This is a genomic window from Actinomadura parmotrematis, from assembly GCF_019458805.1.
Lineage (GTDB): Bacteria > Actinomycetota > Actinomycetes > Streptosporangiales > Streptosporangiaceae > Spirillospora > Spirillospora parmotrematis.
On sequence record NZ_JAIBOA010000002.1, the window covers coordinates 32,344 to 51,679 of the forward strand.

Annotated in this window: 15 protein-coding genes; 5 read left to right on the plus strand and 10 right to left on the minus strand. The window is 75.1% G+C overall.

The window, feature by feature from the left end; translation table 11 throughout:
* Nucleotides 1-87 precede the first annotated feature (87 nt).
* Complete coding sequence (locus tag K1Y72_RS02920; protein WP_220162982.1) at nucleotides 88-1,872, minus strand: serine/threonine-protein kinase; 1,785 nt, start codon at nucleotides 1,870-1,872, stop codon at nucleotides 88-90.
* Nucleotides 1,869-2,663, minus strand: coding sequence for a hypothetical protein (locus tag K1Y72_RS02925; protein WP_220162984.1), 795 nt, complete (start codon nucleotides 2,661-2,663; stop codon nucleotides 1,869-1,871). The genes K1Y72_RS02920 and K1Y72_RS02925 overlap by 4 nt, the downstream gene beginning before the upstream one ends.
* Before the next feature lie 518 nt (nucleotides 2,664-3,181).
* On the opposite strand from K1Y72_RS02925, the gene K1Y72_RS02930 reads away from it, so the two are divergent.
* The 3 genes from K1Y72_RS02930 (at nucleotide 3,182) to K1Y72_RS02940 (ending at nucleotide 9,200) form a co-directional block, all read left to right on the plus strand.
* Nucleotides 3,182-4,729, plus strand: coding sequence for a DEAD/DEAH box helicase (locus tag K1Y72_RS02930; RefSeq protein ID WP_220162986.1), 1,548 nt, complete (start codon nucleotides 3,182-3,184; stop codon nucleotides 4,727-4,729).
* A gap of 117 nt (nucleotides 4,730-4,846) precedes the next feature.
* Nucleotides 4,847-7,891 carry a hypothetical protein gene (locus K1Y72_RS02935; protein ID WP_220162988.1) on the plus strand — a complete coding sequence of 1,015 codons (3,045 nt, stop codon included), beginning with the start codon at nucleotides 4,847-4,849 and terminating at the stop codon, nucleotides 7,889-7,891.
* A gap of 268 nt (nucleotides 7,892-8,159) precedes the next feature.
* On the plus strand, nucleotides 8,160-9,200 hold the full coding sequence (locus K1Y72_RS02940) for a hypothetical protein (RefSeq protein ID WP_220162990.1): 1,041 nt from the start codon (nucleotides 8,160-8,162) through the stop codon (nucleotides 9,198-9,200).
* 1 nt (nucleotide 9,201) lies between these two features.
* Here the strand turns inward: K1Y72_RS02940 and K1Y72_RS02945 are convergent, their stop codons facing one another.
* From K1Y72_RS02945 to K1Y72_RS02975, 7 genes are all read right to left on the minus strand, one after another.
* Entirely contained in the window at nucleotides 9,202-9,531 is a 330-nt protein-coding gene (locus K1Y72_RS02945) for a hypothetical protein (protein WP_220162992.1), read from the minus strand.
* A 221-nt stretch (nucleotides 9,532-9,752) separates the two neighbouring features.
* Nucleotides 9,753-10,073, minus strand: a complete 321-nt coding sequence (locus K1Y72_RS02950; protein ID WP_220162994.1) for a cyclic-phosphate processing receiver domain-containing protein — start codon at nucleotides 10,071-10,073, stop codon at nucleotides 9,753-9,755.
* Nucleotides 10,073-10,765: a GntR family transcriptional regulator gene (locus K1Y72_RS02955; RefSeq protein WP_220162996.1), complete on the minus strand. Its 693-nt coding sequence runs from the start codon at nucleotides 10,763-10,765 to the stop codon at nucleotides 10,073-10,075. The genes K1Y72_RS02950 and K1Y72_RS02955 overlap by 1 nt, the downstream gene beginning before the upstream one ends.
* On the minus strand, nucleotides 10,762-12,294 hold the full coding sequence (locus K1Y72_RS02960) for a beta-N-acetylhexosaminidase (protein ID WP_220162998.1): 1,533 nt from the start codon (nucleotides 12,292-12,294) through the stop codon (nucleotides 10,762-10,764). Before K1Y72_RS02960 ends, K1Y72_RS02955 begins: the two co-directional genes overlap by 4 nt.
* A gap of 51 nt (nucleotides 12,295-12,345) precedes the next feature.
* Complete coding sequence (locus tag K1Y72_RS02965; protein ID WP_220163000.1) at nucleotides 12,346-13,176, minus strand: carbohydrate ABC transporter permease; 831 nt, start codon at nucleotides 13,174-13,176, stop codon at nucleotides 12,346-12,348.
* The gene (locus K1Y72_RS02970) at nucleotides 13,173-14,132 is read right to left on the minus strand and encodes a carbohydrate ABC transporter permease (RefSeq protein ID WP_220163001.1); all 960 of its coding nucleotides are present in this window, start codon (nucleotides 14,130-14,132) and stop codon (nucleotides 13,173-13,175) included. The genes K1Y72_RS02965 and K1Y72_RS02970 overlap by 4 nt, the downstream gene beginning before the upstream one ends.
* A complete protein-coding gene (locus K1Y72_RS02975; RefSeq protein WP_220163003.1) occupies nucleotides 14,129-15,439 on the minus strand; it encodes an extracellular solute-binding protein in 1,311 nt (436 codons plus the stop codon). Before K1Y72_RS02975 ends, K1Y72_RS02970 begins: the two co-directional genes overlap by 4 nt.
* 226 nt (nucleotides 15,440-15,665) lie before the next feature.
* On the opposite strand from K1Y72_RS02975, the gene K1Y72_RS02980 reads away from it, so the two are divergent.
* The gene (locus K1Y72_RS02980; RefSeq protein ID WP_308286853.1) at nucleotides 15,666-16,448 is read left to right on the plus strand and encodes a GntR family transcriptional regulator; all 783 of its coding nucleotides are present in this window, start codon (nucleotides 15,666-15,668) and stop codon (nucleotides 16,446-16,448) included.
* 106 nt (nucleotides 16,449-16,554) lie between these two features.
* Entirely contained in the window at nucleotides 16,555-18,618 is a 2,064-nt protein-coding gene (locus K1Y72_RS02985) for a phosphocholine-specific phospholipase C (protein ID WP_220163007.1), read from the plus strand.
* Here the strand turns inward: K1Y72_RS02985 and K1Y72_RS02990 are convergent.
* A complete protein-coding gene (locus tag K1Y72_RS02990; protein ID WP_220163008.1) occupies nucleotides 18,615-19,289 on the minus strand; it encodes a glycerophosphodiester phosphodiesterase in 675 nt (224 codons plus the stop codon). The genes K1Y72_RS02985 and K1Y72_RS02990 overlap by 4 nt on opposite strands.
* Between the last annotated feature and the right edge of the window lie 47 nt (nucleotides 19,290-19,336).

The window sequence follows — 19,336 nt, forward strand, 5'->3', positions numbered from 1 at the left end:
GCACCGGCGGCGCGCCGGTGAAGACCACGGCCGAAGGCCCCCGGCACCCTCGGGTGCGCGGGGGCCTTCGCGCGTCCCGGGGCGGGGTCAGGAGGGCGTCGGCGACGGGGTGGGGCGCCCGGCGCGGACCTCGGCGGCGATCCAGCCCGGCAGGTAGCCGGCGGCGCGGTCGACCGGGACGTCCACCCTGGTGCTCTTGCACGCCTCGGAGACCCCCGCGTCCAGCCCGAAGACGTTGATGTCGAAGCGGACCTTGCGCGGCAGCAGCGAGATCAGCACGTGCGGGTCGGCGCCGGCGAGGTCGCGGGGGCGGATGACGGCCGGCCGGCCGGACCCGCCCTGCGTCAGGCACCGGCTCTCGTCCAGGGACGCCAGCAGCGCGGTGAGCGACCTCAACCGGGGTTCGGTGGCGGAGCCGGGCGCCAGCAGGCCGGTCCCGGCGAGGACGGCGCCGTTCTTCAGGTCCACGGTGACGGCGCCGGGGGTGTAGAAGTTCTTGACCCAGTTGCCCTCGACGGAGTTCTTGACCACGGGGAAGTAGGTGCTGGTCACCGACAGCAGCCGGGCCGTGTGCAGGCCGATGTCGGTGGTGGCGTCCACCGACGCGACGTCGGTGTTGGCCGCGTAGCTCTTGCGGTACCGCGCCATCTGCCGGTCGGTCCCAGCGCGCAGGGCGGCGTTGACGCGGGTCTGGACGGCCGGGTCGGCGTGGCCGCCGATCGTCACGTACTGCTCGCGGATGGGGGGCGACCCGGGCCGGGTGACGCTCACGACCCGGGCGCTGACCGGGCGGAGCGGCAGCGTCCTCGGCGCGTCGCCGCCCTGTTGCACGGCGACGAGGCCCGCGCCCGCGCCGCCCGCGACGACGGCGGCGACCGCCGCGCCGACGGCGACCTTGGCCCCGGTCGCGGCGAGCAGGCCGCCGCCCGCGGCCGCTCCCCCGCCGCCCGCGACGGCACCGCCCGCCGCCACGCCTCCCGCGGCCGCGCCGCCGGGCGCGAGGCCGGCGGCGAGCAGCGGGAACAGCGCGGCGAGCCCGGCCGTGGCGCCCGCCACCAGGCGCACGCCGCGCTGCTCCCAGGACGGGCCGTAGGCGGCGGTCGCCGCCTCCTCCAGCTCCTGGACGAACAGGGCGGCGCTCTCCGGGCGTCCCCAGGGGTCCTTGGCCATGCCGCGCTCCAGCAGCGGGCGGAGCAGGGGCGGCAGCCGGTCCGCGGGCGGCGGCTCGTGCAGGTGCATCCGCATGAGCCCGGCCTGATCCCCTGCGGCGAACGGCCGCTCGCCCGTCACGCACTCGAAGAACACGCACGTCGCCGCGTACACGTCGGTGGCCGGGGAGGCGGGCCGCCCCGTCCACTGCTCGGGCGCCATGTAGACGGGCGTGCCCGTCCGCGCGTCGTCGCCGCCGAGCGCGGCGATCCCGAAGTCGATCAGCTTGCTGAGGCCGTCGGCGCGGACGACGACGTTGGCGGGCTTGTAGTCGCGGTGCACGACCCCGGCGGCGTGCGCGGCGGCGAGGCCGAGCAGCGACCCCTTCAGGACGCTGAGCGCCGCCTCGGGCGCGAGCGCGCCGTGCGCGGCGAGGACGTCCTTCAGCGCGACGCCGTCGACCGCCTCCATGACGATCGCGGCGCCCCGCTCCCCGGTCACCAGCCGGTAGAGCCGGACGACGTGCGGGTCGCTGACGCGGCCCAGCATGGCCGCCTCCGCGCGGAGCCGGTCCAGCGCGCCGGGCGGGGCGGCCGCGGTGTCCAGGTACTTGATCGCCACGAGGGTGCCGGCGGTGGCGTGGCGGGCCAGCACCACCCGGCCCTGCGCGCCCGCGCCGAGTTCCCGGACCTCCTCGAAGCCCGCGACGCGCCACCCGCTCACCGAGCGGCGTCCTGCAACCGCTTGAGCAGGCCGGGCTCCAGGAGGTCGCGCACCTTGGCGTAGGGGGCGGTGAAGGTGAAGTCGTTGCAGTCGGTGCCGACGGTCGACCAGATCAGCTCGACGCCCTCGCGGGTGAACAGCAGCCCGGCGGCGGGCGGCTCCTCGACGCCGCCCGCGTCGTCGGCGGCGGACGGCTTCAGCGCGTCCGGGCCGAGCGAGCCCAGGTCGCACTCCTTCCAGTCCTGCTTGGGGCCCGACAGGGCGTCGAAGAGCCGGCCGAGGCCGGCCGCGTCGGTGCTCTTCAGCGCGTCGGCGGGGGTGATCTCCTTGCCGGTGCGGGTGTCCACGGTCACCGGGATGGTGGGGAGCGCGCCCTCGCCCTCGTAGCAGGGGATCATCTGGATGGCGTTCGCGGCCGACACGACGTCCTTCTGGAGCCCGAGCCGCACCTTGGTCTGCACGACGTTGTCGCGGTCCTTGCACTCGGCCTTCTGCTCGGCCTGCATCGTCGCGCCGGTCCACCGGACGGCCCACTCGATCGGCCCGCGCAGCGCCTTGTTGGAGGCGGCGTCGGCGGCCGCGCCGCCCACCCCCGTCAGCTTGACGTACTCGGCGCCCTTCAGCTTGACGTGCTGGGCGGCGTGCACCGTGTCGTCGGTGGCGACGGCGACGCCCCTGGCGTCACCGCCCGCGTCCGCCCGCGCGTCCCCGCCGGAGGACGACGAGCAGCCCGCCGCCCCGGTGAGCAGGACCGCCGCGGCGGCCGTCCCCGCCGTCACCCTCGCCCGCATACGTCCCGTCCCTCTCGTCCGCCCGGTGCGCCGCGATCGCGGCGGGTCCAGAATGTCAGCATCCGTGGCGGTACGGGCGCAGAGCGGCCGCACCCGCTCGCCGGGGCGGCCGGCCGGGCGCCGGGACCGGCCGACTGTGGCCACTTCCGGGGGGCCCGCGGCGCACGCATGGAATACCGGCGAAGAGGGAAGCGTTAGGAGCGGTGATCGGCTATTGGTGTAGTGATTCCAAGGTCGGTACACTGCGTGGCGGAGTGTGACCGCACGCAGCCACAGTGGGTGACTGCTTTCAACCCCTGACTGCGGTCGCCGAACGAAGTGAATCGCCGGCTGGTCCCTCCCGCGCGAGCGCGCGGCCACCGGTCCCGGCGGACCCTCGCGGGCCCGCCCGGTGTGCTCGGCGCAGCGCCGCGTCGGGAGCGAGGACCCCGCATTTTTGGAGGCTGAAAGCCCTGGCTACCTTTCGTGAACTCGGGGTCGTCCCCGAGATAAGCGACGCCCTCGAAGCAGAGGGCATCGTGCAAGCGTTCCCCATCCAAGAGCTGGCCCTGCCGATCGCGCTCGGCGGCCACGACATCATCGGGCAGGCCCGCACCGGCACCGGCAAGACGCTGGCGTTCGGCATCGCCCTGCTCCAGCGCATCGAGCACGGCGGCAGGAAGCCGCAGGCGCTCGTGATCGCGCCCACCCGGGAGCTCGCGCTCCAGGTGAACGACGACCTGCTGGTCGCCGGCGGCAAGCTCGGCTCGCGCGTGCTGCCCGTCTACGGCGGGCGCGCCTACGAGCCGCAGATCGAGGCCCTCAAGGAGGGCGTGGACGTGGTCGTCGGCACCCCCGGCCGGCTGCTCGACCTGATCAAGCAGAAGTACCTGGACCTCTCCGAGGTCGAGGTGCTGGTGCTCGACGAGGCCGACCGGATGCTCGACCTCGGCTTCCTGCCCGACATCGAGCGGATCGTCGAGCGGATCCCGGCGCAGCGCCAGACCATGCTGTTCTCGGCGACGATGCCGGGCGAGATCGTGGCGCTGTCGCGCCGCTACCTCACCCGCCCGACCAACGTGCGCGCCGAGTCGCACGCCGAGTCCGAGGCGACCCCCCAGGTCGTCCAGCACGTCTTCCAGGCGCACCAGATGGACAAGCCGGAGATGCTCGCCCGCCTGCTCCAGGCGGACGGCCGCGGCCTCACCATGGTGTTCTGCCAGACCAAGCGGGCCTGCGACCGCGTCGCGGCCGACCTGGTCGCGCGCGGGTTCGACGCGGCCGCCGTGCACGGCGACCTCGGGCAGTCCCAGCGCGAGCGGGCGCTGCGCGCGTTCCGCAACGGCAAGATCGACGTCCTGGTGGCCACCGACGTGGCGGCCCGCGGCCTCGACGTGGACGACGTCACGCACGTCGTCAACTACGAGTGCCCGGACTCGGCCGACACCTACGTGCACCGCATCGGCCGCACCGGCCGCGCGGGCAAGGAGGGCATCGCCGTCACCCTGGTCGACTGGTCCGACCTCACCCGCTGGAAGCTGATCAACAGCACCCTGGACCTGCCGTTCGCGACGCCGGAGGAGACCTACTCCACCTCCGAGCACTTCCTCACCGCGATGGGCATCCCGGCCGGCACCACCGGCAAGCTCCCGAAGGCCCAGCGGCACGAGCGCGCCGGCCTGGACGCCGAGGAGCTGGAGGACATCGGCGAGACCGGCCGCAACCGCTCGACGGGCCCGTCCGGCCCGGCGCGCGGCGGCGACCGCGACGAGGAGGAGCGCCCGGCGCGTCCCCGCCGCAAGCGGAGCCGCACCCGGACCCGCAGCGGCCGCCCGGTCGCCGCGGAGACCGGTGCCGGGGCCAAGGCCGAGGCCGCGGCCGAGGTGAAGACCGAGACCGGCGCCGACGCCAAGGCCGCCGACGCCAAGGCCGACGGCACGACGTCCGAGGACGCGCCCGCCAAGCGCTCCCGGTCCCGCCGCCGCACCCGCGGCGGCAAGACGGCCGCGGCGTCCGCCGCCCCGGCCGCCGAGGCGGCGCCCGCCGCCGCGCCCGCGAACCCGCGGGTGTCGCCCTTCAACTCCTGATCAACGTCGACTGCGAGATCACGCGCCCCGCCCGTGATCTCGCGGCCGGCCCCGACGTCCGAACCGCCACCCCGGCACCCGCTCGGGGGGCGGTTCTTTCGCTCTATGATGCGGCGCATGCCGGACCGGCGCGATCCCCCGCACCCTCGCCGGTGGCCGCTCGTCGCGGCCGGGCTCGCGCTCGCGCTCGGCGCGCTCGTCGCCTGGCAGCTCGGCGCGTTCCTCAAGGTCACCGCCGTCCCCGCGGCCGCGCCCGCCGAGCGGGCGGCCGCCGCGCCGGCGTCCGCGGCCGCCCCGGCGCCCCGCCTCGACGCGATCGCGCCGCCCGCCGGCGGCACCCCTGTGGAGCAGCGCCGCTACCGGCTCGCGGCCGAGGCCGTCGTGTCGGCGCTCGCCGCGCGCGGCGTCCCGGAACCGCGCATCGGGACGGGCGGCACGGCCCTGACGGCCCGTCTCGCGCCCCTGCCCGGCGCGCCGTCCGGCGAGGCGTTCCGGCTGCGGCGCGACGGCCGCGGCCTCGCCCTGGACGCCGGCACCGTCGCCGGGGCCGTCAACGGCCTGTACGCGGTCGCCGACCGGATCCGCTCGGGCGCCGACGTCCTGCCGCGCGGCGACGACGGCCGCGTCGTCGCGCCGCGCCTGCCGCTCCGGCTCACCGACCACGGCTCCGTCGGCCTCACCGCCGACCGGCCGGCGTTCGCCGCCGGCACCGACTACGGCCTGAACACCGACGCCATCGGCCCCGCCCTGCTGGACCGGGCGCCCTGGGCGGACGCGGCGGCCGTCGCGGGCATCGCCGCGCAGTTCCGGCAGTTCGTCGACCACGCCCTCGCGGACGGCTACAACGGCGTCGTCGTGCCCGGCTTCCTGGAGTACGTCACGTTCGACGGCGTCGGCGATGGCCACGCCGTCTACCGGGCGGGCGACCCGCACATCGCGCGGGCGCGGGCCCTGCGCGCGGCGTTCGCGCCCGTCTGGGGCTACGCCGCCGACATGGGCGTGAAGGTGTTCTTCCAGACCGACATGCTCGCCGTCTCGACGCCGCTGAAGCGCTACCTCGGCGACCTGGACACCGCCGACCCGCGCCTCTGGTCGGTGTACCGGGCCGGGCTGCACGAGCTGTTCACCGCGATGCCGTTCGCGGCCGGCCTCGTCGTCCGCGTCGGGGAGGGCGGCGAGGACTACCGGCTGCCCGGCTGGGACTACCGCTCGGAGATCCGGGTGACGACCGTCCCGCAGGTCCGCGCGATGCTGGCGGCGCTGCTCGCCCAGATGGGCCGCGACGGCCGCGACCTCGTGTTCCGGACGTGGAGCGTCGGCGTCGGCGCGGTCGGCGACATGCACACCGACCCCGCGTCCTACCACCGGGTCCTGGACGGCATCGACGACCCGCACCTCATCGTGTCCACCAAGTACACCGCCGGGGACTTCTACAGCCATCTCCCGCTCAACCCGACGCTGCGGACGGGCGCGCAGCGGCGCATCGTCGAGTTCCAGTCGCGCCGCGAGTTCGAGGGGTTCGGGGCGCTGCCCGACGACCTCGGGCCGCTGCATCAGGAGGCGCTGCGCGCCTTCCTCGCCGCGAACCCGAACGTCGTCGGGGTGTGGAACTGGACGCAGGACGGCGGACCGCTGCGCGCCGGGCCGATGACGCTGTACCTGCGCGCCGGCTTCTGGCGGATGTGGGACCTGAACGTGTACCTCACCGCCCGGCTGGCCTGGGATCCCGGCACGGACGTTGCGGCGGCGACGGCCGGCTGGGCGCGTGCGGCGTTCTCCGGCGACCCGGCGACGGTCGCGGCGATCGGGCGGGTCATGGCGCTGTCGCGGCAGGCGGTGACGGCGGGCCTGTACATCGGCCCCTACGCGGAGCGGTCGGTGCGGGCGCTCGGCCTGGCACCCCCGCCGATGATGTGGATCTTCGAGTGGGACATCGTCACCGGCGACTCGGCGGCGCTCGGCACGATCTACCGCATCGCCCGCGACCGGCGGGCCGAGGCGATCGCCGAAGGCGAGCGGGCCGTCGCGCTGTCGCGGCGCATGGAGGCGCTCATCGCCGCCACCCCCGCGGCGTCCTGGCGCGACCCGGCGGACCGGCGGGCGTTCGCGGACGCCCTCGCCTACCAGACGGACCTGTTCGGCACGCTCGCGTCCTACCGGACGACGGTGCTGCGGCACGCCGAGTGGCTCGACACCGGGTCGGCGTCCGCGAAGGCGTCCTGGCGGGACGCCGAGCGGCGCTTCCGGTCGGACGCGGCCGCGCACGAGCGCCGCTACGGCGGCGACGTGGCGCTGCCCGCCTACAACTTCACGGCGGCGTCCATCGGGATGCGGCACGCCGACCGGGACGAGCCGACGGCGTGGTCGGCCCGCGTCCTGCTGCTCGCGACGCTGCTGCTGCTGGCGCTGGGCTCGGCGCCCGGCCAGAGGGTGCTGCGCGGTGCGCCGGGGTCGGCGGCGCTGCGCGGCCTGTGGCTGGGCGCGACGCGCCCGTGGCGGCTACGGGCGGGGACGCCCGCGGGGCGCGCCGATCGCGTCCTGGTGTGGCTGCTGCCCGCCGCCGTCCTGGTGGCGAGCCGCGCCGTCTACACGTGGCTGCTGTCGCCCGCGCACCTGGTCCTGGTGCTGGGCGCCTGGCTGGTGTGCGCGCTGGCGCTGCGCTGGTCGCTGCGCGGCGCGGACCGGTTCGCGCTCGCCGCCTGCCTCGGCGGCGCGGCCCTGCTGCGCACGGTGGTCCTGCTGGCGGCACTGGCGAACCGGGGGCCGGGCCGGTACTGGTACGACTTCTGGACGGAGCCGGGGTTGCGCTCCGGCTACGTGACTCTGGCGTTCGCGGCGTTCCTGTGGGTGCCGCTGGCCGTCCACATGGTGCTGCGCCGCGCCTACGGCCTGTCGCGGCGGCGCGCGACCGGCGCCGTCCTGCTAGCCTTCGGCGGCCCGCTCGCGGTGCTCGGCGGGCTGGTGAGCGCTCTCGGGCTGGAGCGCGCGCTGACGATCTGGAACGACCAGATGGCTTTGCTGCCCTGGGGCCTGTCCCGCATCCTCGGCATCACCACGTATCTGGGCATCCCGACGGTCCTGCCGTATATGGCGGCGGGGGTCGGCGCTGCGCTGGCGCTGGCGGGCGTACTGCTGTCCGGCCGCCGCGTCCAGGCGGGCTGAGACCGAACGTGCGGGCCGGGCGCCTTTGACGGTGCCGGACCCTGGGCGGGTTCTGGCCGCATCGGGCCTCAAGACCGTTCTGACCTGGGCGAACATCGGGCGGCACCGGGCTCTCCAACGGTGCGTGGACCGAAGAGCGACCCCCGGGCAGAGAGCGACCATGAACCAGCCCCCCACCGGTCCGGCACGGCGACCCCGGCGCGCCGACGGTCGTCCCGGTGAGCGGCATCGTCACCGCCGAGTAGCCCGGCGGGCCATAATGCCCGCCATGCCGCATACGTCCGGGTCATCGATCACCGTGCGGGCGTCGCGCGGGCATCTGGCCGTCCTGGCGCTGGTCAGCGCCATCGCCTGGGGCGCGGCCCTCGTCCTGCTGGTCACCGATCAGCAGGGCGCCTGGCTACTCGCCTTCCTGCCCTCCCTCTTCTGGTGCGCCCTGCTGGTGCTGCCCGCGCTGTCGTCCGGGCCGCCCGCCGTGGTGGACGCCGGCGGCGTCACCGCCGGTCGCGGACGGACGCGGGTGCCGTGGTCCGAGGCCGGGCCGGTCTCGCTCGCCGTGGCACCGGGCGGCGCCGGCTACCTGATGCTGCTGGCGCGCCCGTCCGGCCGCCCCCTGGTGCTCGCCTCGCCCGTCGCCGGGCCGTGGGCGTCGCGGCGGACGCTGCTCGCGCGCCTCGAACCGGTCTACGCGGCGGCCGGGGAGCACCGGGCGCGGATCTCGGTCCGACCGTTCCGGCGCGGCGCCCGGTTCCTGGCCGTCCTGCTGGCCTGCTTGCAACTGCTGGTGCTGGTCGTGGCGCCGGCCGTCCTCGCGGCCCTGTCCGCGCCGTGGACGCGGCCGTGGTGGCCCGGACGGGACGAGGCGGCGCGGCTGCCGAGCGCCTGCGCGGCCGGGACGGCGTCCGCCGCCCGGCTCGTCCCGGGCGCGGCGCCGGAGAGCGGTTCGAGCGCCTCCCCCGACGACCGGTCCTGCGCGTGGGGCGCGCAGCATCCGCCGCCGGAGATGAGCATCCGCCTGGAGCGGGAGGAGCGGCGCGTCGGCCCCGGCGGCGGCGCGTCCGAGCGCACCCGCACGTTCTACCGGGACCGGGCCGCCGAGAACTGCCCGGTGCGCGTGCCCGGCCTCGGGGACGAGGCGTGCTCGGGGACGGAGCGCGAAGCGGACCGCACCGTCCGCGCGGTGGTCGTGGCGCGCCGGGGCAACGTCCTCGTGACGGTGCTGTACCGGGCGGCGGCACCTGAGGGGCAGGTCGCCGCGGACGCCGTCCAGGCCGCGCGGAGCGCGCTCGCGTCCGTCGCCTTCGCGTGACTCAGCCGCCGACGCGGCGCCAGGTGTCGGTCTGCCCGGACGTGACGGTGACGAGCGTGCGCCCGGACGCGCCCGGAACGGCCTTGATCTTCGGGATCGGCGCCGGGCACGCGGTGAACGTGATCAGGTAGCCGCGGCCCTGCGGCGCGGCCGTCCCGGTGCAGGTGAACCCGCCGGACTTCAGCGCGACGGCCCCGCTCGCCCTGATGACGAGCGTCGGGCGGCTGCCGTCCTCGTTGGCCGGCCCCCGCCACGTCCCCGCCGCCGACCCCTTCGCCTTCCGCGTGGCGGTCGCCCCCGCCGGCGCGGACGGACTCGCGGCCCGCGTCACCGCCCCTCCCGCCGGAGCCGAGGACGCCGCGGGCATCGACGGCGCCGCGGCCGACGACGTCGCCGCAGCCCGCGGACCGTCATCGGACCCGCAGCCCGCCGCGGCCGCCAGCGACGCCAGAACGAGAACCGGCGCGAGCACACGCTTCATATCGGGGGAGCCTTCCAGCACGAAGGACGAAACGCGCCCAAGGTACCCGCTGGAACTCCGGCCGCCCGCGCCTAGGTCGCGCCGGTCGCGCGGCGGACGGGGTAGCCCCAGCGGCGCAGGGCGCGCGTCATCGTCTCGGCGCCGGACGGGTTCGCGCTGTGCACGTAGATCATGCCGATGTCGTAGGGCCGGCCGTCGAACGCCGCCTCCTCCAGGACCGCCACGACCGGCATGATGCTGTCCTCCCCGCCGAGGTCGTGGTCGAGCCACAGCTCGTCGACGCGCGCGTCCCGGTGCTCCTCCAGAAGCCGGACGCCGGCCGCGCTCGTGCGGGCGACCCGCGTCGCGTGGGGCAGGGCGCGCAGGTCGTCCACTCCGAGGATCACCGCCATCACCCCGAAGTATGGTCGAAGTGCAGCGTCGAGGTGATGCGGTAGCGGTCGCCGCGGTAGACCGAGCGGGCGTGCTCGACGGTGCGGCCCTCGACGTCCTCGGTGGTGCGCTGCACGCGCATCACCGGGAAGAACGGCGGGACGTCCAGCAGGTCGGCCTGGGCGGGGTCGGTGACGCCGGGTTCGAGGGTCTGGACGGCCTCGGCGGCGGTGATGCCGTAGCGGGTACGGAGCAGCCGGTAGAAGTTGCCGGTCTCCATGTCGGCGGGGGCGAGGCCGGGCACGAGCGGCGCGGGCAGCTCCAGGTGCTCGATCGCGATCGGCTCGGCGTCCACCAGGCGGACGCGGACGACGCGCAGCACCACCGGCCCGAGCAGCGCGGCGCGCGCCGCCGGGGTGCGCGCCGGCCCGAACTCCACCACGTGGCTGGTCCACTCGCCCTGCGCGGGCGGGACGCCGAGGGCGCCCGCCAGCCGCTGCGTGATCTTCTGCGGGCTGGTGAAGGTGCCGCGGCCGTGCTCGCGGACGAGCAGCCCGGACCGGACCAGCTCGGCCACCGCCGCCCGCACCGTCGGCCGCGACACCCCGAGCGCGGCGGCGAGGTCGCGCTCGGACGGCAGGCCCGTGCCGGGCCCGGCGTCCTCGATGACCTCCAGCAGGTGCCGGCGGACCCGGTCGCGCTTGGCGGTCACCGCACCGCCCGCGCCGCGCCCGGCGACCAGCGGCCGTCGTCGGCGGCGACCGCGCCGAGCGCCCGCAGCCGCGCCCAGTGCTCTTCGAGGCGCCCGCCGAACTCGGCGGGGTCGGCCGGGCCGCTCCAGGCGGTCTCGGCGAGCGCGCAGAGCCGCGGGTACAGCAGGTGCCGGACGTGCGCGGGCGTCGGCGCGAACTCGGTCCAGAGCTGCGCCTGCGTGCCGAGGACGCCGGGCCGCCCGCCCGCCGCGAGCGGCAGGCCGCCCGCCAGCGGGTCGAAGGCGAGGACGTCGGCGAGGGTGGTGACGACGCCGGGCTGGCCGGGCGGCTCGCCCGCGGCGTCGCTCTGCGGGTAGTCCAGGTAGGTGGACCGGTAGGGCGCGATGACGACCTGGTGGCCGCGGGCGATCGACGCGCGGCCGTGCGCGGCGTCCCGCCAGGCCGTCAGCGTCATCGCGGGAGGCAGGTCGCCGTTGTCGTCGGCCTCGTCCCAGCAGACGGCGCGGCGCCCGTGCTCGGCGACCATCCCGGCGACGCGGCCGAGGAACCAGCCGTGCAGCGCGGCGGGCGCGGCGAGGCCGAGGTCGGCGGCGCGGGCGCGCGCGGCGGGGCTGCGCTCCCACTGGACGGTCGGGCACTCCTCGCCGCCGATGTGCAGGTAGCGGGCGGGGAAGACGGCCGCGACCTGGTCGATGACGGTGCGGCAGAAGTCGAAGACCTCCTCGTGGACGCCGAGGACGTCCTCGCTGATGCCCCAGCCGGTCCAGACGGGCAGCTCGCGGTCGGGCCGGTTGCCGAGGTGCGGGTAGGCGGCGAGGGCGGCGCGCGCGTGCCCCGGCATCTCGATCTCCGGGACGATCTCGACGCCGCGGGCGGCGGCGTGCGCGACGAGGCCGCGCAGCTCGGCCTGCGTGTAGAAGCCGCCGTGCGGGACGCCGTCGTGGCGGGGCGAGCCGGCCGGACCGATCATCGACTCGGTCCGCCAGGCGCCGACGTCGGTGAGGCGCGGCAGCCCGTCGATCTCCATCCGCCAGCCCTGGTCGTCGGTGAGGTGCAGGTGCAGCACGTTCAGCTTGTGCAGGGCGAGCTGGTCGACGAGGTCGTGCAGGTAGCCGAGGGGCTGGAAGTGGCGGGCGACGTCGATCATCAGGCCGCGCCAGGGGAGCCGCGGCGCGTCCTGGATCCGCGCGCACGGCCAGCGCCAGGCGTCCGGCGGGGCGTCCGGGGCGAGCGCGGCGGGCGGCAGGAGCTGGCGGAGCGTCTGCACGCCCGCGAACAGGCCCGCCTCGGTGCCCGCCGTGAGGACGACCCGGTCGGGCTCGATGTCGAGGTCGTAGCCGTCGCCGTCGCCGCCGGTGAGGGCGAGCGCGATCTGCGGGCCGGACGCGGTGCGGGGCCGGTCGCCGAGGTAGCCGGCGAGCAGCGCGGCGGGCCGCTCGGCGCCGGGCCCGGCGGTGAGGTGCAGGTGCGCGGGCAGGACGAACTCGCCGGGCCGGACGGCGAGCCCGGAGGGACGCGGAAGGATCACGGGGGCCTTTCGGGGAGCGCGGGACGCGGGAGGCGGAACGCGGGGCGGGCGTCAGCCCTTGACCGCGCCGGCGGTCATGCCGGCCACCAGCCGGCGCTGGATGATCATGAAGAAGGCCACCACGGGCAGCGCGAACAGCGTGGAGCCCGCGATGAGGCCGCCGTAGTCGGTGCCGAGGTTGGTGGAGAAGGAGGCGAGCCAGACCGGCAGCGTGTACCGGGACTGGTCCTTCATCATCACGTAGGCGTACAGGTAGTCGTTCCAGGCGACGATGAAGGAGAACACGCTCGCCGCGATGATGCCGGGAGTCACCAGCGGCAGCAGGATGGTGCGCATGACGGTGAGCTGCCCGGCGCCATCCACCATCGCGGCCTCCTCCAGTTCCTTCGGCACGCCGTGCAGGAAGCCGCGCATCACCCAGATGGTGAGCGGCAGCACGAACGCGGTGTAGGTGACGATGAGGCCGAGCAGGGTGTCCAGCAGGTCCAGGCTCTTCAGGCTGAGGAACAGCGGGATGAGCAGCGCCGGCCCCGGGATCATCTGCACGGCGAGGACGCCGATGAGGAACCCGCGGCGGCCCGGGAAGGTGAACCGGGTGAGCGCGACGGCGGCCAGGAACGCCACCGCGATCGCGACCGCCACCACCACGCCCGTCACGATGAGGCTGTTGGCGAGGTAGGCGGGGAAGTGCGGCTTGCCGACGGCGCCCGCGAAGTTGCCGAGCGTCAGCGGGAACGGCAGGAACCGCGGCGTCGCCGTCAGCATGTCGCCGGCCGGCTTGAACGCGCTGTTCACCATCCAGTACACCGGGAAGATCCACACGGCGCAGAACGCGGCGGCGGCCGCGTTCAGCGCGATCCGCGCGGGTCGCGATCGCTTCACAGCTCTTCTCCCGTCCGCACCAGGCGGCGCACGTAGTACCAGGTCAGCGCCATGAGCAGGCCGGTGGCGAGGACGGCGATCGCCGCTCCCTGCCCGTAGGACTGGCTCGCGAAGGCGCGGGTGAACGACCAGACGACGAGCGTGGACGTCGCGCCGTCCGGGCCGCCGTGGGTGAGCAGCCAGATCTGGTTGAACACGTTGAAGTCCCACACCACCGACAGGACGGTGACCAGCAGCAGGATCGACCGCAGGAACGGGACGGTGACGACGCGGAACCGCCGCCACGCCCCGGCGCCGTCGAGCGCGGCGGCCTCGTAGTAGTCGGCGGGGATCTGGGTGAGGCCGGCGTACAGGGTCAGCGCGACGAACGGCACCGACTGCCACACCACCAGCAGCCAGACGAGGACCAGCGACGACCAGGTGTGCGCCGTCCAGTCGTACTGGCCGAAGTCGCCGAACACGCGCAGGCGGGTCAGCATCCAGTTGACGACGCCGTAGGTGGGCTGGAACAGCCACGTCCACAGCATGGTCGCGGCGACGTTCGGGACGGCCCACGCGGTGATGAGCACGAGCGTGACGGCGGTCCGCATGCGCGGGCCGAGCGCGCGCATCAGCAGCGCGACGGCCGTCCCGATGGCGAGCGTGCCCCCGGCCATCGCGACGCAGAGCGCGGCGGTGCGGAGCAGCATCGGGACGATCTCGTCGCTGCCGAGCACCTTGGCGTAGTTGTCCAGCCCGGTCCATTCGGCGGTGCCGGTGAACAGGGTGCGCAGCCCGTAGTCCTGGAACGAGATCAGCACCAGCCGGACCAGCGGGTAGCCGACGACGAGGAGCAGGACGAGCGCGCCGGGCGCGAGCAGCAGGTAGGGCGTCGCGCGGCGGCGCCGGCGGGCCGCCGCCCCGGTGGGGGCGGCGGCGCGCGGCCGGGCCGGGCGGGCCTTGGTCAGGACCGTCACGGCGCCGCGTTCAACGCCTGGGTGAGGTGGGCGTCGAACGCCTTGGCGGCCGCGTCGATCGGCGTCTTGCCGGTGGAGATGTCGCCGAAGAAGCTTTGCAGTGACTTGTCGCTCTCGATCGTCGCCCACCCGGGGCTCGCGGGCGTCGCGACGCTGCGCTTGGCGGCGTCGGAGAATGCCTTGAGCAGCGGGGTGCGGGTCGCGGCCGTCCGGTCGATCAGCTCGGTCGAGATCGGCGTCCAGCCGTCGAGGCCGACGATCGCGCTCGTCTGGACCTGCGGGTCGGTCGCGGCCTTGAGGTAGGCGAGGGCGAGCGCCCGGTTGGCGCTCTTGGCGGGGACGGCGAGGTCGGAGCCGCCGAGGAACACCGGCTGGTTGCCGGATGCGCCGGGGAACGGGAACGTCCCGAGGTCGTCCTTGAGCTTCGGGTCGATCTTCAGGACGGCGTTGACGCTGGTGTTGAGGATCGCCGACGTCTTGCCCTGCGCGAGGATCGCGTTGTAGTCGGGGGCGAGGTTGAACAGGTTGCGGGAGGCGGGCGTGGAGTAGGTGTTCTGGAACCGCTTCCAGTCCGCGAGGCCCTTCTGCGCCTGCGGGCTGGACAGCGCGCCGGCCCACTTGCCGTCCTTCTTCTCGGCGATCTGGCCGCCGGCGTCCCAGACGAACTGGACGCCGCCGAACCAGTACTGGCCGGGCATGTAGAAGGGCGAGAAGTCGGCGCCCTTCTCGGACTTGCCGATCTTGTCGAGGTCGGCGGTGAACTCGGCGAGGGTGGCCGGCGGCGCGGTGATCCCGGCCTTCGCCCAGATCTTCTTGTTGTAGACGACGGCGCGCTCCCCGGCGAACAGCGGCGCCCCGTACAGCTTGCCGTCGATGGTCGCCGGGCCGGCGAGGCCGGGCAGCCAGGTCTGCCCGCGCGACAGCTCCTTGCCGTGGGCGGTGATGTCGGCGAGGCCGCCGGCGGCGGCGAACAGCGGCACGGCGGTGTTGCCGAGCTCGATGACGTCGGGCGGGTCGTGCTGCGCCAGCGCCGTCGTGATCTTGGTGTTGATGCCGTCCCACTCCTGGATCTGCACCTTCACCTGGGCGCCGGTGTCCTTGGTGAACCGGTCGCCGATCGCCTTGACGGCGGCGTCGGACAGGTCGCCGTCCATGTACCAGACGGTGATCGTCTTCCCGGTGCCGGATCCGGGCCCGGCGATCCCGCCCGCCGCGGCCTTCCCGTCGTCGTCTCCGCCGCTCCCGCACGCCGTCGCGGTGCACGCGAGCGCGACGCTCGCGGCCAGCACGGCCATTCGCCTGTGCATGTCGATCCCTCCCGGATCCGGGCGCCCCGGACCGCCTGGTCCGGGGCCGTTCTGCTGCGCCCCCGCGCTCGGTGGACCGAAGCGTGGCACCTGACCACTGGTCATGTCAACGGTCCGCGAACCCTTGCATTTCAGGCTCTTCGTGGCAGCATCACCGGTATGGAGAATGACCTCTGGTCATCTGGTGCGGTCACCGGCGGGGCGCGGTTGTTGGCACAATGGGCCGGTGGCCAGCACCCGGCAGAGCTCGGAGCGTCCCGCCCCGGAGCGCCCGCACGCGGACCGCGCCGCCTCGACCCCGAAACGGGACCGGGTGCGGCGCCACCTCCTGGACGTCATCGAGAGCGCGGGACCGGGCACGAGCCTGCCGTCCGAGCGCGACCTCGCCGCCGAGCTCGCGGTGTCGCGGCCGACCGTCCGCGCCGCCATCGAGGAGCTGGTGGAGAGCGGCCTGCTCGTCCGCGAGCACGGGCGCGGCACCTTCACCAGCCCCCGCAAGATCACCCAGCGGCTGTCGGGCGGCGCCGCCGACGCCCTCGCGGTCCCGCCGGCCGAGGGCACCTGGCTGAGCCGCACCGTGCGGTTCGCGACGGCCCCGGCGGGCTGGGCGCGCGCGTCCCGCCTCGGCCTGTCCCCCGAGGACCCCGTCCTGCTGGTCACCCGCGTCCGCGTCGTGGACGGGTCGCCCATCGCGATCGAGCACCTGGAGCTGCCCGCCGCGCTCGTCCCGGGGCTCGCGCCCGAGGACATGGAGGCGGGCAACTTCTACCAGCTCCTCCGCCGCCGCTACGGCATCGCCGCCGCGCGGGCGACGCAGACCCTCGAACCGGGCGTCACCGACCCCGCCGAGGCCGACCTGCTGGACGTCCCGCCGTTCTTCCCGGTGATGCGCGTGCAGCGCACCACCGAGGACGACACCGGCCGCACCATCGAGCACACCCGCTCGGCCTACCGCGGCGACCGCTACCGCATCACCACCACGCTCCACTTCGACCACGCCTCGGGCTGAGCGGCGGGCGCGGCCGGCGACCCGTCCTGAAGCCTTTTCACGTTCGTGACCGGGGCGTTGCCCGATCGGCCCCGTCCCGTTACGGCGCGCCCGCACCGTCGTCACCATGACCCCCGGCGCAAGTCCTGGACCGTCCCGCCGCTCCCTGCTCGCCTCTGGCGCCACCGTCGCCGGCGGCGCCGCGGTCGCCTCGCTGCTCCCGCCCTCGGTGCACGCCGCGCTCGCCCGGCCGCTCCCGAAGGGCGGCCTGGACACGATCGAGCACGTGGTGTTCCTCATGCAGGAGAACCGCAGCTTCGACCACTACTTCGGGACGCTGCGCGGTGTCCGGGGCTACGCCGACCGCAACGCGATCGCGCTGCGGGACGGGCGCCCGGTGTTCGAGCAGCCCGGCCTCCTGCGCCACGTCAAGCCGTTCCTCGCGCGGCGGGCCATCGGGCACGGCCCGCTCACCGACGTGAACTACATCGCGGGCCTCGACCACTCCTGGGACGGCGGCCAGAAGGCGCGCGGCGGCGGCTGGCACGACGGGTGGATCTCGGCGAAGACGATCGCGACGATGGTCCACTACGACCGCCGCGACCTGCCGTTCCAGTACGAGCTGGCCGACACCTTCACCATCTGCGACGCCTACCACTGCTCGGTGTTCGGGCCGACCAACCCCAACCGCACCTACCACTGGACCGGCACGATCGGCCACGAGCCGGACGGGCGCCGCGCCGTCGAGAACGACGCCTACAGCGAGGCGACGCACCCCGGCTACGCGCAGACGTCCTACGCCGAGCGGCTGTCGCAGGCCGGCCGGACGTGGAAGGTGTACCAGGCGTGGGACAACTTCACCGACAACGCGCTGGAGTTCCTCACCCGCTTCAAGACCGTCATGCGGGCCGCGCTGAAGCCCGTCGGGTCCTACGCGAGCATGACCGAGTTCTACGGCGCCGTCGCCAAGGCGTCCGAGGCCGAGCGGGCGCGGCTGCTCGCCGCGCTGGACGCGTCCGCCGCCGCCCTGCCCGCGGCCGATCGCGAGCTGTTCGACCGGGCGCTCCGGCGCGTCCCCGACGGCACCCTGGGCGCGCACTTCCGCGCGGACGTCGCCGCCGGACGGCTCCCGCAGGTGTCCTACGTCGTCGCGTCCGCCGCCGAGTCCGAGCACCCCGGCTCGGGCAGCCCGATCCAGGGCGCCGGCATCACCTACCAGGTGCTCGACGCCATCGCCTCGCACCCCGAGGTGTGGGAGAGGACGGCGCTGTTCCTGCTGTTCGACGAGAACGACGGCTACTTCGACCACGTCCCGCCGCCGCTGCCGCCGCCCGGCGAGGCCGACGAGCACGTGGACGGCAAGCCGATCGGCCTCGGCTTCCGCGTCCCGATGACGGTGGTGTCGCCGTGGACGGCGGGCGGCCACGTCTGCTCGGAGGTGTTCGACCACACCTCCACGATCCGGTTCCTGGAGCGCTGGCTCGGCGTGCACGAGCCCAACATCAGCCGGTGGCGCCGCACCGTCGCCGGGGACCTGACGTCGGCGTTCGACTTCGAGCGGGCCGCGCCGCCGCAGAGGCCCGCGCGGCCCGGCGCACCGCCGAAGTTCTACCTGCGCTGGCCCGCGCTGCCGCCGGTCGTCCAGAAAGACCCGGTGCCCGAGCCGGGGCGCCGCCCGTCCCGGCCGCTCCCCTACCGGCCCGAGGCGTACGCGCGGCTGGACGGGGGCGCGCTTGAGCTGACGCTCGCCAACCGCGGCAGCCGCTCGGTGCACTTCGCGCTCTACCCCTACGCCAAGGAGTTCGCCGCGCCGCAGCACTACGACGTCACCGGCAGGCAGGTGCAGCGCGTCAAGCTCGCGGGTGACTCCTACAAGCTGACGCTGACCGGCCCGAACGGCTTCCGCCGCGAGTTCGCCGGGTCGGCTAAGGGCGCCGCCGCCCGCGCGGGAGTCACCGGGGGGCAGGCGGGCGGCGTGCTCGTCCTCGTCCTGGACAACCCGGGTTCCGTGCCGCTCACCTTCACCGCCGCCGGCCGGACGGTCGCGGTCGCGCCCGGCAAGCGCGCCACCGTCCGCGTCGCGACCGAGGACGGCTGGTACGACGTCGCCGTCGAGGTCGCCGAGGACGCCGCGTTCGCCCGGCGGCTGATGGGCCGCCTGGAGGACGGCGGGCCGGGCGTCAGCGGCTAACCGTCGCGGAGCCGCAGCGCCGTCTCGGGATGGTCGGTGATCAGGACGGCGACGCGCGGGTCGGCGAGGAAGCGGCGCATCAGCGGCTCGGCGTTGACCGTCCAGATCATCGCCGGGAAGCCCGCCCGCGCGCACTGGGCGAGGACGCCGACGCGGGCGAGCCGGTGGTTCAGCGCGACCATGTCGGCGCCCGACGCGCGGACGGCGCGGAGCGGCGCGAAATCGCGGTGGACGCCGCGCTCCCAGAGCGAGCGGCCGACCGAGATCGCCGCCCTCACCTCCGGGTGCGCGCGCTTCACCCGCGCGATCGAGGCGACCTCGCGGGTGGTGACGACGAAGCCGGCCGGCCCGAACGCGGCGAGGGCGAGATCGACGGTCTCGCGCTCGACGCCCTGCTCCTTCAGGTCCAGATGGCCGATCGCCCGGCCCGCGATGATCTCCATCGCCTCCGCGACCAGCGGCACCGGCCGGGGCGACAGCTCCTGGATCCGCGTGTAGGGGAGCCGTTTCAAGGGAATGCCCGCCACCGCCGGATCATGGTGGACGACCAGCCGGCCGTCCCCGGTGCGGCGCACGTCGATCTCGACGTACTCGGCGCCGGACGCGGCCGCCGCGTGGAGTCCGGTGAGGCCCGCGTCGTCGCGGCGGTGGGCGGAGATCGCCGTCTGCACGACAGGGACGCTACCACCGAACCGCTTTCAGGGGTGTCGGCGGGGCC

Coding starts and splice junctions, on each gene's coding strand:
- K1Y72_RS02925 (WP_220162984.1), bottom strand. CDS start 2,663: ATGCGGGCGAGGGTGACGGCGGGGACGGCCGCCGCGGCGGTCCTGCTC.
- K1Y72_RS02985 (WP_220163007.1), top strand. CDS start 16,555: ATGACCCCCGGCGCAAGTCCTGGACCGTCCCGCCGCTCCCTGCTCGCC.
- K1Y72_RS02935 (WP_220162988.1), top strand. CDS start 4,847: ATGCCGGACCGGCGCGATCCCCCGCACCCTCGCCGGTGGCCGCTCGTC.
- K1Y72_RS02940 (WP_220162990.1), top strand. CDS start 8,160: ATGCCGCATACGTCCGGGTCATCGATCACCGTGCGGGCGTCGCGCGGG.
- K1Y72_RS02950 (WP_220162994.1), bottom strand. CDS start 10,073: ATGGCGGTGATCCTCGGAGTGGACGACCTGCGCGCCCTGCCCCACGCG.
- K1Y72_RS02975 (WP_220163003.1), bottom strand. CDS start 15,439: ATGCACAGGCGAATGGCCGTGCTGGCCGCGAGCGTCGCGCTCGCGTGC.